13 protein-coding genes and 2 pseudogenes are annotated in these 15,040 nt (G+C 70.8%); 5 read left to right on the forward strand and 10 right to left on the reverse strand.

All coding sequences use genetic code 11. The annotated features are described in order from the left end of the window. Positions 1-147: 147 nt before the first annotated feature. From IF29_RS0119180 to IF29_RS0119190, 3 genes are all read right to left on the reverse strand, one after another. Complete coding sequence (locus IF29_RS0119180; RefSeq protein ID WP_051725555.1) at positions 148-2,151, reverse strand: APC family permease; 2,004 nt, start codon at positions 2,149-2,151, stop codon at positions 148-150. A 198-nt stretch (positions 2,152-2,349) separates the two neighbouring features. Then, the gene (locus IF29_RS0119185) at positions 2,350-3,036 is read right to left on the reverse strand and encodes a response regulator (RefSeq protein WP_030256300.1); all 687 of its coding nucleotides are present in this window, start codon (positions 3,034-3,036) and stop codon (positions 2,350-2,352) included. 233 nt (positions 3,037-3,269) lie between these two features. Further along, on the reverse strand, positions 3,270-4,010 hold the full coding sequence (locus IF29_RS0119190; protein WP_198037501.1) for an alpha/beta fold hydrolase: 741 nt from the start codon (positions 4,008-4,010) through the stop codon (positions 3,270-3,272). A gap of 295 nt (positions 4,011-4,305) precedes the next feature. On the opposite strand from IF29_RS0119190, the gene IF29_RS0119195 reads away from it, so the two are divergent. The 3 genes from IF29_RS0119195 (at position 4,306) to IF29_RS45065 (ending at position 7,246) form a co-directional block, all read left to right on the forward strand. After that, positions 4,306-5,124, forward strand: coding sequence for a DinB family protein (locus tag IF29_RS0119195; protein ID WP_030256304.1), 819 nt, complete (start codon positions 4,306-4,308; stop codon positions 5,122-5,124). Between the two features lie 341 nt (positions 5,125-5,465). Then, on the forward strand, positions 5,466-6,749 hold the full coding sequence (locus tag IF29_RS0119200; protein WP_232242219.1) for a molybdopterin-dependent oxidoreductase: 1,284 nt from the start codon (positions 5,466-5,468) through the stop codon (positions 6,747-6,749). Then, the gene (locus IF29_RS45065; protein WP_232242205.1) at positions 6,713-7,246 is read left to right on the forward strand and encodes a hypothetical protein; all 534 of its coding nucleotides are present in this window, start codon (positions 6,713-6,715) and stop codon (positions 7,244-7,246) included. The genes IF29_RS0119200 and IF29_RS45065 overlap by 37 nt, the downstream gene beginning before the upstream one ends. A gap of 1,492 nt (positions 7,247-8,738) precedes the next feature. Here the strand turns inward: IF29_RS45065 and IF29_RS0119215 are convergent. The 5 genes and pseudogenes from IF29_RS0119215 to IF29_RS47730 all read right to left on the reverse strand — a co-directional run. Then, the gene (locus IF29_RS0119215) at positions 8,739-9,344 is read right to left on the reverse strand and encodes a class I SAM-dependent methyltransferase (protein WP_232242206.1); all 606 of its coding nucleotides are present in this window, start codon (positions 9,342-9,344) and stop codon (positions 8,739-8,741) included. A 74-nt stretch (positions 9,345-9,418) separates the two neighbouring features. After that, complete coding sequence (locus IF29_RS47720; protein WP_232242220.1) at positions 9,419-10,147, reverse strand: TIGR04282 family arsenosugar biosynthesis glycosyltransferase; 729 nt, start codon at positions 10,145-10,147, stop codon at positions 9,419-9,421. Next, positions 10,130-10,804: pseudogene (locus tag IF29_RS47725) on the reverse strand (glycosyltransferase family 2 protein); the annotation flags it as partial. The gene IF29_RS47720 and the pseudogene IF29_RS47725, both read right to left, overlap by 18 nt. A gap of 154 nt (positions 10,805-10,958) precedes the next feature. Beyond that, positions 10,959-11,390 (reverse strand): hypothetical protein, encoded by a 432-nt coding sequence (locus IF29_RS0119225; protein WP_030256315.1) that lies wholly within the window; start codon positions 11,388-11,390, stop codon positions 10,959-10,961. A 622-nt stretch (positions 11,391-12,012) separates the two neighbouring features. Beyond that, positions 12,013-12,291: pseudogene (locus tag IF29_RS47730) on the reverse strand (BCCT family transporter); the annotation flags it as partial. Between the two features lie 40 nt (positions 12,292-12,331). Between IF29_RS47730 and IF29_RS42165 the strand changes: the two are divergent. Further along, a complete protein-coding gene (locus IF29_RS42165; RefSeq protein ID WP_051725513.1) occupies positions 12,332-12,853 on the forward strand; it encodes an MFS transporter in 522 nt (173 codons plus the stop codon). A 187-nt stretch (positions 12,854-13,040) separates the two neighbouring features. Here IF29_RS42165 and IF29_RS0119235 read toward each other — a convergent pair whose 3' ends face one another. Next, on the reverse strand, positions 13,041-13,610 hold the full coding sequence (locus IF29_RS0119235) for a TetR/AcrR family transcriptional regulator (protein ID WP_030256317.1): 570 nt from the start codon (positions 13,608-13,610) through the stop codon (positions 13,041-13,043). A gap of 93 nt (positions 13,611-13,703) precedes the next feature. Between IF29_RS0119235 and IF29_RS0119240 the strand changes: the two genes are divergently transcribed. Next, positions 13,704-14,429, forward strand: coding sequence for an SDR family oxidoreductase (locus tag IF29_RS0119240; protein ID WP_030256319.1), 726 nt, complete (start codon positions 13,704-13,706; stop codon positions 14,427-14,429). Between the two features lie 45 nt (positions 14,430-14,474). Here IF29_RS0119240 and IF29_RS0119245 read toward each other — a convergent pair whose 3' ends face one another. Beyond that, on the reverse strand, positions 14,475-14,909 hold the full coding sequence (locus tag IF29_RS0119245; RefSeq protein WP_030256322.1) for a hypothetical protein: 435 nt from the start codon (positions 14,907-14,909) through the stop codon (positions 14,475-14,477). Between the last annotated feature and the right edge of the window lie 131 nt (positions 14,910-15,040).

The following is a 15,040-nucleotide window of genomic DNA, read 5'->3' on the forward strand; positions in this document are numbered from 1 at the left end:
TCGCGGTGCAGGGCACCGAGCTGCAGGGCATGTACGACAGCCACCAGATCAGCGACAGCACCCGGCGCCAACTGCAGTACGACCTCGACCTGGAGGAGTTCGGAATCAACAGCGGGCGGTGAGTGCACAGCCGGGGACCTCTCGCGGTCATGCCGACCCTGAGTGCACCGCCTTCTCCGGTTCGGTCGGGTCCAGGTTTCCGGCGGGCTCGCCGCGACGCACCGAGCCCGGGGCCCGGCGGGCGGGGCGGTCGGCGCGGGTGGAGGAGGTGAGCTGCCAGGGCACGCTGATGACCATCACGCCCGGCGTGAACAGGAGGCGGCTCTTGAGCCACAGGGCGGACTGGTTGTGCAGCAGGTGCTCCCACCAGTGGCCGACCACGTACTCGGGGATGAACACCGCCACGGCCTCGCGCGGGCTGGTGCGCCGGATCGAGCGGACGTAGCCGACGACCGGTTTGGTGATCTCGCGGAACGGGGAGTCCAGGACCTTGAGCGGGACCTGGATCTCGGACTCGGCCCACTTCTCCTGCAGGTCCTGGGTGGAGTCCTTCTCCACCGCGACGGTGACCGCTTCCAGTATGTCGGGCCGGAAGGCCTGGGCGTAGCCCAGGGCGCGCAGGGTGGGCTTGTGGAGGGTGGAGACCAGCACGATGGCATGCACCTTGGACGGGCGCACCGACTCGGCCTTGAGGTCTTCCACGGCGAGTTCCTCGGCGACGGCGTCGTAGTGCTTGCGGATGCCGCGCATCATCCCGAACAGCAGCACGGCGGCGACCACGGCCAGCCAGGCACCCTCGGTGAACTTGGTGATCATCACGATCACCAGGACCAGTCCGGTGAACCCGGCGCCGAAGCCGTTGATGATCCGTGAGCGTTTGGCCGAGCCGCGGACCTTGGTGTCCGTCTCGGTGGCCAGGAGCCGGTTCCAGTGCTTGACCATGCCGATCTGACTGAGCGTGAAGGAGGTGAAGACGCCCAGGATGTAGAGGTGGATCAGGTTGGTGACATCGGCCTTGTAGGCCACCAGCAGGGCGATGTTGACCACGGCCAGGGCGATGATGCCGTTGGAGAAGGCGAGGCGGTCACCACGGGTGTGCAGCTGGCGGGGCAGGTAGCGGTGCTGGGCCAGGATCGAGGACAGCAGCGGGAAGCCGTTGAAGGCGGTGTTGGCGGCCAGGATCAGCACCAGCGCGGTCACGGCCTGGATGAAGTAGAACAGGACGCTGTGGTCGCCGCCGAAGATGGAGGACGCCAGCTGGGCGATCACCGTGGGCTGCGAGGTGGTGTGGCAGTCGCCGGGGTAGTTCGCCAGTCGGCAGGTGTCGTCGGTCTTGTGGACCTTGGCGATCAGCGCCAGTGCGGTGATCCCGACGAACATCAGCACGGCGGTGATGCCCATGGCCGACATGGTTGTGGCGGCGTTCTTGGACTTGGGCTTGCGGAACGCGGGCACGCCGTTGGAGATGGACTCGACACCGGTCAGCGCGGTGCAGCCGGAGGCGAAGGCGCGCAGGCAGAGCATGAGGAGCCCGAGCCCGGCCAGGGTGTCCTTGTGGTCCACCGGGATGACCGCGTACTGGGCGCTGGAGGCCACCGGGGTGTGGCCGAACAGCATTTTGACGAACCCGGTGACGATCATCAGGACGATGCCGAAGATGAACAGGTACGTGGGCGCGGCGAACGCCCGCCCCGCCTCGCGGACCCCGCGCAGGTTCATCGCGCTGAGCAGCACCACGAACCCGACCGCCATCGGCACCCGCGCAGCGGAGATGCTGGGGAACGCGGAGATGATGTTGTCCACGCCGGAGGCCACCGAGACCGCGACCGTCATCACGTAGTCGACGAGCAGCGAGGCTGCCACGACCAGGCCCGCGTTCGGCCCCAGATTGGTGGTGACCACCTCGTAGGATCCGCCGCCGCTGGGGTAGGCCCGTACCACCTGCCGGTAGGAGGTCACCACGACCGCCATCAGGAGCACCACGCCGGCGGCGATCCACGGGGTCAGGTACAGGAAGGCGGTGCCGCCCACGGTGAGCACCAGCAGGATCTCCTCGGTGGCGTAGGCCACCGAGGAGAGCGGGTCCGAGGCGAAGATCGGCAGGGCCAGGCGCTTGGGGAGCAGGGTCTCCCCCAGCTCCTCGCTGCGCATGGCCGGGCCGATGACGAGGCGTTTGAACGCCTGGGGCAGGTTAAGCACAGAGGCGAGCGTAGAGGCCGGTGACCGCGCTGACGTGGGATCGGGCGCCCGGGCGCGTCAGGAAGGCGTCAAGATTTGCAGGACTGCGCTAAGGATCCGTTACGGCCGGTCGGCGGCTCCCGGCGCGCGGGCATCCAGGAAGGGTGAGGTTCACGGGTCGAAGCGGTAGCCCATGCCCGGCTCGGTGCGCAGGTGACGCGGGTGTGCCGGGTCGCGTTCCAGTTTGCGGCGCAGACCTGCGAGGTAGACGCGCAGGTAGTTGTTCTTGTCCTCGTGGCCCGGGCCCCAGACGCTGTGCAGGATCTGAGGCCCTGTCACCAGCCGTCCGGGGTGCTGGACCAGGAGGGTGAGGATGCGCCATTCGGTGCGGGTGAGCCGCACCGGGTCGGTGCCTTCCCTGTGCGCGCTGACCGTGCAGCCGACCAGGTCCACGGTGAAGTCGCCGATGACCGCAGTCCCGGTGAGGGGGTCCTCGGTCGAGGGGCGGCGCAGTACGGCGCGCAGCCGGGCCAGGAGTTCGTTCATGGCGAACGGCTTGGTGAGGTAGTCGTCGGCTCCCGCGTCCAGGGCGGCGACCTTCTCGTCGGCGCCGGACCGGCCGGAGAGCACGATCACCGGCACCGAGCTCCACACCCGCAGGGCCGCGATCACCTGCAGCCCGTCCAGCCCGGGAAGCCCCAGGTCCAGGATGATGGCGTCGGGGCGGGCGCGTGCGGTCTCGTCCAGGGCGACGGTGCCGTCGGCTGCGGTGGTGACGTCGTACTGGCGGGCCTGGAGGTTGATCTGCAGGGCACGCAGGAGCTGTGGCTCGTCGTCCACGACCAGGATGCGGGTCACGGCTGTTGCACTCCGTTCTCATGTGCCTGGTCGGCGGGCAGGGAGATGCGGTCGGCGAGGGTGCTGGCGGTGACCAGGACGGATGTGTCGCCCGCGACGCGGCTCCGCCCAGGAATAGCGTGACCACGAGCGGGTGGCTGTGTTCCTTGACGACACCCTTGCGCCGGTCGGCGGAACATTGACGCCGTCTTGATGCCCGTGCCCGCACAGCGTCAGTAGCAGCGCTTCTGGGCTCAGTTGTCCGGCGGATCGGCGACCTCGGCCACCAAGGACACCACCTTGTCGAGGTCAGCCGGGGTGGTCAGGTGGCCGACCCCGGAGAAGACCCGAACGTCGAGGTTCATGGCTCGGCGCACTGCCGGTGCCAGTCGACGGGGCGGCAGGAAACGGTCGTGTTCTCCGACCCCGACCACGCACGGCCGCTCGGCGCGACGGGCCAGCAGTTCGGCGGGCAGGGACGGAGGGGCCAGAGTGGTCCGGCAACACGTTGCCATGAGAGTCATCCACTCCACCTCGGACTCGGGCGGTTCCGTGCCGGGCGCCACGAACAACCGGAGCATGCGGCGGGTGCGTGCGGGTGTGGGACGCAGCAGCCAGGCGGCCGCGGCCAGCGTCAGTTTCGGGTCCACTCCGAGACGGATGAAGCCAGCGGGTGAGACCAGCGCCCGAGCCGTGATTCGGGGCGAGTCGGCGGCCAGCGCCACGGCGGCGCCCAGCGAATTGCCCAGCAGCACAACCCCGTCGGCGTCCATGGCCGCCAAGATCTCATCCAGCACTCGGCCGTACCAGGCCAGCCGGGCACGGCGGGGCCGACGGGGATCGCTGAGCCCGGGCTGACCCGGCAGATCCACCACCGTGGTTGCCCAGTGGACCGACAGCGCCTGCAGCCACGGCAGTGCCGCCGCGGCGTTGAAGCCGGTCCCGGGCACCAGGACGACCCGCGGTCGTCCAGTTCCGGCAGAGGTGAGTCCCACTCGGCCCACACCGGTGTCCAGAGTCGAGTGGTCGAGCGGGAAGTCCGCTCGCGCCAGGGCTGCTGAACACCATTGCCGCACCGCGCGTTGACCACGTGGGTTCCTGTACACGCACGGCATTGCGCCAGTGTGTCCGGTGGTCCTTGGTTCGTCCAGCCCTACGGTGCGGTCAGGTCCGCCTGTACACGGCGTTGAGCGCGTTGTGGCGGTGGGTGCAGCGCGTCCATGGCACTCCTGGGCGTCGAGACCCGCGGGATCGAGTGCTTGTCGGTGCCGGGAGGTACAGTCCCCGTCCATGGTGGAGTTCAGCAACGAAGACCTCACAGGTTCCCGGTTCCAGCGGGTCGACCTGACCGGCTCGCGCTTCCAACTCGCCCGGCTGGGCGGGGTCAAGTTCCGGGGCTGCGCATTCGGCAGCACCCGATTCCGCATCGTCGAGATGGACGACGTCACGATGCGCGGCGTGGAGCTGAACAATGTCGAGATCTCCGGCGACATCGGCAACCTGAGGATCAACGGCGTGGAGGTCGGGCCGCTCGTGGAGGCCGAGCTCGACCGGCGGTATCCCGAGCGGCCCAGGATGCGGCCGACCGACGCCGCCGGGTTCCGCGAGGCCTGGGACATCCTCGAACACCTGTGGGGCGGCACGGTCGAACGCGCCGGTCGCCTGGATCCCACCCTCCTGGACGAGTCGGTCGACGGCGAGTGGTCGTTCCTCCAGACGTTGCGGCACCTGGTCCTGGTCACCGACGGATGGATCCGCCGCACCGTCCTCGATCTTCCGTCACCATGGCATCCGCTGGGCCTGCCCTGGGACGACCCGGACGAGACGCGCAGCCTGCCCGAGGGTCTCCCCCGCGACCGCGAGGCACGGCCGACGCTCGACACCGTGCTGCAGGTGCGCCGCGACCGAATGGCGACCGTTCGGAGCGTCATCGCCGGCATCACCGACCAGTCGCTGGACTCCGAGACCGAGCCGGCCCGGACCCCGGGCTGGCCGGAGCCCCGCAGCCGCCGCCTGCGCACCGTACTGCTGCACCTGTTCCACGAGGAGTGGGAGCACCGGCTCTACGCAGAACGAGACCTCGACGCCCTGGAGGCGCACCGGTCATAGCGGCTTCTCGGGCGGATCTGCAGCGGGCCCTGTACCGACGGAACGTCAGCGTGGCGTAATGAGTCGCTTCTTCGGATATGTCCGCTCAAGGCGTACGGTCGTGCCCGTCCTACGACTCACCGGAGCCTCACCCGTCAAGGAATCGCCCCATGGATACGGACGACCGCCATCACGATGGTCCGCCATCTGTGCCGAACCGACCTGCCACCGGGCCGCACGCTGACGCGGGAGCGGGCCCCGGCCCGGCAGAGCCGCCGCCCGCTCGTCCTGGTCCTTCCGGGACCCGGCAGGGCGTGAAGGCGCAGCGCCCCGCGTCGAGCCGCGACCGGCTCCGGGCCACCCTGTTCGGTTCCGGGGCCCCGCCCGGTCCCACCCGGCCGGAGTTCTGGCGCAGTCCGCTCCGGGGGCCCTGGCTGACCTCGGTGTTCGGGCTGGTCCTGCTGTTCGGCATCCCGGTCATGTTCGTGACCGGCCTGCTGTCCTACGCCGCGTACAACCCGGACTTGGCGGCGGTCAACGACCAGACCCCGGACAAGGGCTGGCTCGGCTTCTACCTCTTCTCCTGGCCGACCGACCCGTCCTGGCTCTATCGGCTCAACCAGGGCGTGCACGTCACCCTCGGCGTGGTGCTGGTGCCGGTGCTGCTGGCCAAGCTGTGGTCGGTCATCCCCAAACTGTTCTCCTGGCCGCCGATCCGGTCGGTGGCCCACGCCCTGGAGCGATTGTCGTTGCTGCTCCTGGTCGGTGGCGCACTGTTCGAGTTCGTCACCGGGCTGTTGAACGTACAGCTGCACTACGTCTTCCCCGGCTCGTTCTACACCCTGCACCTCTACGGTGCGTGGGTCTTCATCGGGGCCTTCGCGGTGCACATCGCATTCCGCGTTCCGGTGATGGTCCGGGCCCTGCGCAGCCGCCGACTGCGTACCGAGTTGCGCGTCCCCGCCTCGGCGACCGGGCCCGAGCCGCTGGACGGGACCGGGCTGGTCTCTCCACGGCCGGCCCCGGCCACCATGTCCCGGCGCGCCGCGCTCGGCACAGTGGGTCTGGGCTCGCTGGTCCTGTTCGCGGTGACGGCCGGGCAGAGCATCGGTGGTTCGCTGCGCCGCACGGCCCTACTGGCGCCGCACGGCCAGGAGCCGGGCAAGGGACCCAACGGCTTCCAGATCAACAAGACCGCCGCTGCCGTCGGCATCCGCCCGGCCGACATCGGCCCGCAGTGGCGGCTGGTGGTCCGCGGCCCCGGGTACGAGAACACCCTGACGCGGGCTCAGGTGCTGGCACTGCCGCAGCACGAGGCCGCGCTGCCCATCGCCTGCGTGGAGGGCTGGTCCACCGACGACCAGCACTGGGCCGGAGTCAGGCTGCGGGACCTGGCCCTGATGGCGGGCTTCCGCGGGCCGGCCCCGGAGGTGTTCGTCGAGTCGGTGGAGCGCGGCGGATCCTTCGGGTCCACCGTGCTGAGGGCCAATCAGGTCCGGGACCCGCGCTCACTGCTGGCACTGCGCGTCAACGGCGCCGACCTGTCGCCGGACCACGGATACCCGGCCCGGATCATCGTGCCGGCCAACCCCGGGGTGCACAACACCAAATGGGTGACCCGGCTGACCTTCGGAGCATCCTCGTGAGGCGCCTGCCGCTGACCCGCCTGCGCGACCGCTACGGCGCGTCCCCGCTGCACCTGCTGCTCGTCCTGTGCTCCTTCGCCCTGGCCCTGTACGCCGGACTCAAGCTGCTGAAGGGCAACCCGATCGCCGTCGCGCTCTGGTTCGTCGGTGCCGCCCTGATCCACGACCTGGTCCTGCTCCCGCTCTACACGCTCGCCGACCGCGCACTGCAACACCTGTTCCCGACCCCGGACAGCCGCACCCCCCAGGCGGGCGCCGGTCGGGTCAACTACGTGCGGATCCCGGCCCTGGTCTCCTTGCTGCTGCTGGTCGTCTGGTATCCGCTCATCCTGCGGCGGGTCCCGGGCTACCGGGTCACCACCGGGCTATCGGCGGACAGCTTCCTCGGGCACTGGCTGCTGATCACCGCCGCGCTCTTCGCCGGCTCGGGGCTGTGCCTGCTGGCCGGCACCGTCCGCCGGGCCCGTGGACGAAAGCCCCCGGTGCACAAGCGGTGACGCGGCGGTGAGCCCGAGCCGGCGTACCGCCGCACCGGCCAGGAGCAGGCAGAGTGCGGCGGTGTAGGCCTGTTGCTGCAGGGCTCCGTCGGACAGGTACACGGTCTCACCGGCCACCGGTAGCGCGAGCCACTCCCAGCCGCCGTCGAGTGCGACCAGTGCAACCACCAGCAGCGCGTACCAGGGGTATCCGGGGGTGATCAGGAACAGGGCGGTGCCGGTGACGGTCAGTGCGCCGCGCCACGGTTTGGCCGGATCCCCCCTCCGCAACACATGCAGAACAGCTGCCAGCAGCACGGCCGCGGCAGCAGGCGGCAGCAGGCGCTGGGGGATGTCGAGCAGGGCGAGCAGGCCGAAGCCGGTCCCCTGGTCGTACCCCTGCTCCTGGAGGTAGCCGGGCAGGAACCCGATGACGCCCGGGCCTGAGGCGATGGCATAGGGCGTGTAGCAGAACAGGAACGTCAGCCCGGCAGTGACGGCCGGCACCAGGCTCCGGACACTCAGCCGGGAACCGCTGGAGAGGCAGCCCGACATGGCGCCCGGCAGCGCCAGTGCCGGGATCAGCTTGGTCCCGGCGGCCAGGCCGAGCAGCACCCCGCCGAGGCCTCGCCGACCGCTGCAGGCCACCCCCAGGCCACCGACCATGAACAGCGCTCCCAGGGTGTCCACGTGCGCATCGTTCACGGCCCAGGCCGCCACACCGGGGCACCAGCCCCACAGCGCGGCCCGGTGCGCGGGGGCTCCGGTACGGCGCAGGACCAGCAGCAGCACGCCGGTCGTCGCCACGGCCAGCAGCGCACCGCCGGCCTGGGCCGCCCCGACACCCGGACGGCCGGTGAACCGGCCTGCCTCGTGCAGGGCGAGGAACCACGCTTCCGCGACGGGCGGGTAGATGGTGTGCACCGTGGGCCGGTTGATGTGCGTGCAGATCCCGTCGGCCTGGTGCAGGTCCCAACCCGTGCAGTCGCCGGCGACCGGGAACAGGGCCGGGTTCCGGGCACGCAGGGCGGCCAGCGCCGGGGCGACGGGAGCGTCCGCGTAGGGCGAGTGGCCCGCCGCCTGGACCTGACCGTCCCACAGGTAGCGGTAGGCGTCGTCGCTGGTCCGCGGCGGTGCGAGCAGCCCGGTGAGGGCGACCGCCAGGCTGCCCAGCAGCACCAGGGCCGTGATGCGGCGGGCCGGAACCCGCCGTGCCAGAACGACCGCGAGCGCGAACGCCACGACGTCCACGGAGTACCAGCCGTACAGCGGGGTCCTGTCCCCGAGGTCGCCCGAGCAGGTGAAGGTCCCGCCCAGCGCCGTCACCAGGACGGCCAGGGCGAGCACACACGGCCACATGCCGGCACCCGAGCGGGCCGACCGCGGCCTGGAGCACGGCAGGGTGATGTCGAACATGACGATGGGTTCCCCATGCTGGTGACGCTCGGGCCCGGTCAAGGACCGAACGGATTCGGGTGTGGATCAATGACTCCTGCGCATCCGGCCGGTCGGGCTAGCGACGTAGCGCGAGGAAGTGCCGGTCCCGACAGTCCCAGGCGTCGATCGGAGCGAACCCGGCCAGGAGCGCGCAGCGGACGGTGGCGGGGGCGCCCAGCCGGGCCCAGGGAAAGGTGGGCCCGCTGCGGCCCGAGGCGTCCTCCACGGCCACGGTGACGCGTTCGTCCAGATCGCCGGGTTCGACTTCGACCAACAGCACACCGTCGTGGCACAGGAGTTCGGCGGCACGCCGCAGCAGAGCCGACGGGTCCCCGCCGATGCCGAGGTTGCCGTCGGCCAGCAGGGCGGTGCCCCAGCGGTTCTCCCGCGGAAGCCGGTCGAAGACCGATCGGCACAGTGCGTTGCCGCCCATTCCCCGGGTCCGGGACACCGCCGTGTGCGTGATGTCCACCCCCAGGGCGGGCAGGCCGCAGGTCTGCAGTTCGGCGACCAGACGACCCGGCCCGCAGCCGATGTCCAGCGTCGGCAGTCCGCGTCGCAGGCAGCGGGAGAGCAGGGTCCAGTCGGCCTGATCGGGTGGGGCGAACCAGCGTTCCAGGTCCAGACGCTGCCGGTGGCCGTCCTCGCGGCGCAGCCACAGCGGGCCGCTGCCGGTGCGCATCGCCTCGGTGTAGGGATCATCGGCCCAAGGACGGGGGCAGGGGGTGGGGCCATGAGCGAGGATCCCGAGAGAGTTCACCCGGCTGCTCCCTGCGCCGCGGGCGGTACTGTCCCAGCACTGACGGCACTGACGGCACCGGCGGTGACGGTGTGCCAGGTGCGCGCGAAGTGACTTCCCGGCGCGAGAGCTGCGACCTCAGCTGCGTCTGCGACCGTGTCGACGTCGTTGAGTACGGGCAGGGTGGCGACCCGCAGTCCCGCCTGAGCAAGCCGGTCCTGCAGCGCCACGCCCGTAGAGGAACAGGACATCGGAACGCCGAGCAGCAGTCGACGAGCCAGCTCCGCGTCCGGTCGGGCCAGTCCGAAAGCCCAGAATCCCCCGTCCGCGGCGGGCCCGAACCAGGCGTCGGCGCCCGCCCTCGACCCCTGCGACAGCGCTTCGGCGAGCACCTGGGCCCGCAACTGCGGGGTGTCCATGCCGACCAGCAGCGCAGGTCCACCGTCCGGATCGGACACGGCGCCGAAGGCGTCGGCCAGCCGGACGTCCAGACCACCGCCGCTCTGCGGCACGACCTCCCATCCGGACGGGATCCAGGGCCCCGTCGGGCCCTCCAGGACCAGCACCCGTCGCGCGGCCGGCACCCGGGCCAGGGCGGCGAAGGTGTCTGCCAGTGCTGCCTGGGCGAGTCCCGCTGCCAGCTCGGGTGTGCAGGCCGGCGACAGGCGGGTCTTGACCCGTCCGGGCTCTGGGGATTTCGCGATGACCAGCAGTGTGGGCAACCGGGCGGCCAGGATCGCGCGCATGTCATGGATCGCCTGCCGGGTGCCGCGCAGGGTACCGGTGACCTTCGATCTTCCGGAGCGCGGATGGTAGCCGACGTCCTGCTCGGCGATGCGCATTCCGGCCGCGGCGGAGTGGATCACCATCTCCAGCGGGTAGCCGGAGCGGCGGTCGCTGAGCCCCAGGTCCAGCAGCCGGTCCCGGCGCGCGGCCCGCATGGGACCGAGATCGTGCAAGTCCACACCGAGGCGAGCACGTAGTCTGCGGGCCAGTTCGCGGTTGGCCAGCCGGGCATGCACGGGCCAGGCCTCGGGCCGGGTCGGCCGCCGTCGCCCCAGAACCAGGTCAGCGGTGCCCGCGCCGACAGTGGCGACCAGGCCCGGGAGCTCGGCCGGGTCCAGCGAAGCGTCGCAGTCGCAGAAGCACACGATGTCGGCCGTCGCCGCCATCAGCCCGGCGTGGCAGGCGGCTCCGAATCCGCGCCTGGGCTCGGTGATCACCAGCGCGCCGAGTGAACGGGCCAGCGCAGCGGAACCGTCCGTCGAGCCGTTGTCCACCACGATCGCGCGGTACCCGTCCGGCATCCGCTGCAGCACCCACGGCAGGGCTGCTGCCTCGTCCAGGCAGGGCAGGACGACATCCACACACGTCGCAGCCGGTCCCGGAAGGAAATCTGTCATGCGCAAACGCTATGAGAAGCAGGCGGACAAATGCCGCATCACCACGTTACCGAAGTCCTACGGAGATCCCTGGCGCCAGGAACCGACACGGCGGAGCCGGATGCTTCTCCCCCGCTGCTCCGGGAGCCGGACGGCCGCAGGCCGGTGTTCCGTCCTACGACTTCGCGGCGACACCTTGGGCCAGGGCGAGCCAGGCAAGCATGCCGAAGTCCACCGCCGCGATACCCATGCTCGCCAGTGCGCACCCTGCCGTCACCGCGCCGCGGCAAGCGATCCGGGTCGTGGGACGCACCACCCACCATGTCGCGACCAGCGCGAGAACCAGCCCGGCCACGCCCGCCAGGGCATGCACGCCCACGGTGATCCCATGTGCCCGGGACAGGTGCCGACCTGCCAGCGCGGTCGCGGCGAAGGCTGTCAGGAGTGCGGCCGCGGGGACACCCAGAGGGCGCAGCTGGTCGTCCTGCGGGAGTGCGGGTGCCACCTCCTCGCCGGCGGCCGGGGCAACGACCGGATTCCCCGGGGCAAAGGGCACTCCGCCGACCGGGCAGTCATCCGATTCCGGCGTCGGTCCGAGCTCGGACACGGTAGCCGGCTCCGGTTCAGGCGCCGACGGCGCGGACCCGGTCGCTGCCACCGGCCGGGCAGGGACGCGTGTGCTCGCGGCTGCGACTGCTGGGGTCGTTGCCCGCGAGCGCCGCCGCCGCTTGCGCTTGGACGATGTGGGCATCCGCCCTCCCGGGAGAGCGCCCCGTTGGGGGCGGGATGGATGGAGCAGCAGCTCAGCAAGGTGCTGCGGCCAGCACCTTGCGGTACGCCTGCAGGCACGGTGCGCACTGACGCTCTGTGAGCTCTCGTTCCCTCGGTACGGTGTCCGGAGGGGGCAGGTGTCGTCCACACAGCATCGGGGCGTCCTGCCCCGCTGTTATGTGCCACACGAGGGCTTTGAGTCCTGCTTCGCCCGCCGCCACCGCGAGCTCCGGACGCATCTGATGCACGCTTTCCTCCCTCGGTGTCCTCCCACGTGCAGGCCGAGGACGTGGTCCTGTTCGGACGCTATCCCCTCCCTGACGGACCGGCATCCCGAGCCACTCGTGCGGCCGAGCAGTCGAACAGTCCCCTGCCGGGCGGTCGGCGGTCAGTCCCGGCGGTCGGCCAGGGGCTCGCCGACCGCAGCGCGGATGGCGGCGGCCAGGGCCCTGCGGGTTGCCGTGCAACCGGGACGGGGCCACGGCCGGATCCGCACGGAGGTCCTTCACCAGTGCCCAGCACAGTGCCAGCATCACCAGCACGAACGGCAGTGCCACCAGGATCGTGGCCCGTTGCAGACCCTGCAGGCCGCCGGCCACCAGGAGCACGGCGGCAACCGCACCCATCAGTACACCCCAACTGACCACCAGCCAGGTGCGCGGGTGCAGCGCGCCGCTCTGCGAGAGCGACCCCAGCACCAGCGGGGCCGAGTCCGCGCTGGTGCTGAAGTAGGTCAACCCGGACTTCGCGATCGCGTTCGTCTCCCGATTCGGCGTCGTGACCGGCTATTTCATCGTCCAGTCCTACAGCTTCTACATCCTGTTGGCCTACATCAAGGTCGCCCCCGCGGACGCCGCCTCCACCATGGGCTTCCTGATGGTGGTCAGCGCCCTGTCGATGGTCGTCGCCGCGGTGGCCATCGGCAAGCTCGCCGACCGCTTCGGCCGGATCAAGCTCTTCGTCCTCGGCTCCGGAGTCCTGGCCGCGCTGTCGCTGTTCATCCCGATGCTGTCCCCGACGGTCAACGGCATGATCGTGTTCAATGTCGTCAACGGCCTGGCCTTTGGCATGTACATGGCCGTCGACATGGCCCTGATCACCAAGGTGCTACCGCGCGGCGAGGACGCCGGCAAGGACATGGGCCTGATCAACATCGCCAACGCGGCCCCGCAGGTCGCTGCCCCGTTCATCGCCTCGGCGATCGTCACCTCGTGGGGCTACTCGGCGATGTTCCCGCTCTGCGCCTGCATCGCGTTGGGCGGTGCGTCGCTGGTGGTGCTCGTGAAGTCGGTGCGCTGAGCCCTGTCCGTGCCCACCGTCGCGACGGCAGCACCTCCGCCCCAGTCGCGACAGTGAACTGACGCCGTGCCACGCAGCGACCGTCCGTCGAGCAGTTCCTGGTGAAAGCGGGCTGAAACTCCGCCGGTGTGGGCCCTGGTACCGCTACCTCGGTACCAGGGCTTGCTGCCAGGGTCGGTTCAGGCCCTCAGCGGTGGTCGAGGGCGTGGGCGAGTTCGTCGGCGGCTTCGCGGACTCGGGTCGAGCAGGTGGCGGTGTCCGGCTCTTCGACCCAGCGTCCGAAGCCGGTGCGGAAGATGGCGACGCCGACGTTCGCCAGCAGGGCCGCCGTCGGCGGGGCGGCCCCGCGCTGTTGAAGGGCCGCGTCCAGGGCGTCGGAGACGGCGGCGAACTTGGTGCGGCCGCGCTCTTTCAGTTCGGTGCTGCTGTCGACGATCGCCTGTCGCTGCGCGGCGTGCGGGGCGACCCGGGCCGCCACCGTGTCGCCGACCCGTTCGAGGGAGCTGAGCAGGGCTTCGAACGGTGTGAGCCCCGCGTCGGCCGTCAGCACCGCGTCGGCGAGCACGGCCGGAAGCTGATCCGAGCCGGCGAAGAGCACGTCGCGCTTGTCCGCGAAGTAGCGGGAGAAGGTGCGACGGGTCAGCCCGGCGCGCTCGGTGATCTGCGCGACCGTGACGTTCTCGTACCCGTGCTCCAGGAACAGCTCCAGCGCGGCCTCGCGCAGCCGTTCCTCCGTTCCCTGCTCCCAACGCGGCATGGTCGGAATCCTAGCAGTGATGACTCAGTGGGTCATCGGGTGCTATCGTGATGTCTCACTGAGTCATCAGCTCGGCATACCAGGAGGAGCACCATGGCACTCACCGGTCAGCGCATCGTCGTCATCGGCGGCAGTTCCGGCATGGGACTGGCCACGGCCCACGCGGCCGCCGGAGCCGGCGCTGTCGTCACCATCGCCTCGAGCAGCAAGGAGCGCATCGACGCCGCGCTCGCCGAACTGCCGGACTCGTGCGACGGCGCCGCACTGGACGTGCGCGACGAGGCGGCCGTCGCCGACCTGTTCGCCCGCGTCGGCGCACTCGACCATGTGGTGTTCACCGCCGGCGACCAGCCCGATCGCCGCGCGCTCGCGGCGCTCCCGCTCGACCAGGCCCGCCGCACCTTCGACGTGCGGTTCTGGGGAGCCGTCGCCGTCGCCAAGCACGCGGCCCCGCACATCCGACCCGGCGGTTCGATCACCCTCACCTCGGGGACTGTCGGCGTCCGCCCGGTCCCCGGCGCCGCCCTCGCCTCCGCCGGATCCGCGGCCACCGAGGGCCTCACCCGCGGACTGGCCGTCGATCTCGCCCCGGTCCGCGTCAATGCCGTTCGCTCCGGCGCCGTCCGCACCCCGCTGTGGGAGGCCGTTCCCGAGCCCCAGCGCGCGGCGGTGTTCGACAGCCTCGCGCGCCGCGCTCTCACCGGTGCGATAGGTGAGCCGCAGCAGATCGCCGCGGCTCACCTCTACCTGATGGAGAACCAGTTCGTCACCGGCACCGTGCTCCCCGTCGACGGCGGCTCGCTTCTGACCGGCAACTGACGGCAGCGGTACCGTCGACCGCGGGGTCGTGCGGACTGCGCTGCGTCACTGGTAGAGGTCCCACACCGCCGATCCCGCCTCGGTGGTCAGGGCCAGGTCAAGCAGTGGTTCACGGGCTGCGGAGATGAGGCCGTCCAACTGCCGGGCTCCGTCGGCGGCGGCGCTCAGCGCGAGGACGGCATCGGCCGAACGCTGCGTCTGCGCTCCCTCCTCCTTCACGCTGATGAGGATGTTGCGCTGGCGCATGCTGGCGAGCTGGCCGGCCATGTTCTCGAAGGCCTGGACCAGATCCCGGTTGGCGTCGCGGAGCGAGTCGAGGTGTTCGAGGACCGCCCCCGGCGTCTCGGCGCCGCCGGCCCCGTCGGCGACGGAAGCGGCCAGTACCTTCACGGCGGCTGCGACCGCCGCGCTCACCTGCTGGGAACGGTCGATCGCGCCCTTGCCGCCGGTCCACTCCGTCTCGAACGCGAATTCAGCCATGAGAGCCTTCGTCCTCCTCGATCGCGCCTTCAGTGGAGACCAGCCTGCCATGTCCTTGCCGATCAGCCGTGGACCTCCGTCCGGACACCGCCGGTGCACAAGGGCCGGGAGTCCGGCCGCTGGGTCGATGT

The organism is Streptacidiphilus jeojiense, assembly GCF_000719095.1.
Classification (GTDB): domain Bacteria; phylum Actinomycetota; class Actinomycetes; order Streptomycetales; family Streptomycetaceae; genus Streptacidiphilus; species Streptacidiphilus jeojiensis.

Coding starts and splice junctions, on each gene's coding strand:
- IF29_RS0119180 (WP_051725555.1), bottom strand. CDS start 2,151: ATGCGCAGCGAGGAGCTGGGGGAGACCCTGCTCCCCAAGCGCCTGGCC.
- IF29_RS0119195 (WP_030256304.1), top strand. CDS start 4,306: ATGGTGGAGTTCAGCAACGAAGACCTCACAGGTTCCCGGTTCCAGCGG.
- IF29_RS45065 (WP_232242205.1), top strand. CDS start 6,713: ATGGGTGACCCGGCTGACCTTCGGAGCATCCTCGTGAGGCGCCTGCCG.
- IF29_RS0119215 (WP_232242206.1), bottom strand. CDS start 9,344: ATGCGCACCGGCAGCGGCCCGCTGTGGCTGCGCCGCGAGGACGGCCAC.
- IF29_RS47720 (WP_232242220.1), bottom strand. CDS start 10,147: ATGCGCGCGATCCTGGCCGCCCGGTTGCCCACACTGCTGGTCATCGCG.
- IF29_RS0119235 (WP_030256317.1), bottom strand. CDS start 13,610: ATGCCGCGTTGGGAGCAGGGAACGGAGGAACGGCTGCGCGAGGCCGCG.
- IF29_RS0119240 (WP_030256319.1), top strand. CDS start 13,704: ATGGCACTCACCGGTCAGCGCATCGTCGTCATCGGCGGCAGTTCCGGC.
- IF29_RS0119245 (WP_030256322.1), bottom strand. CDS start 14,909: ATGGCTGAATTCGCGTTCGAGACGGAGTGGACCGGCGGCAAGGGCGCG.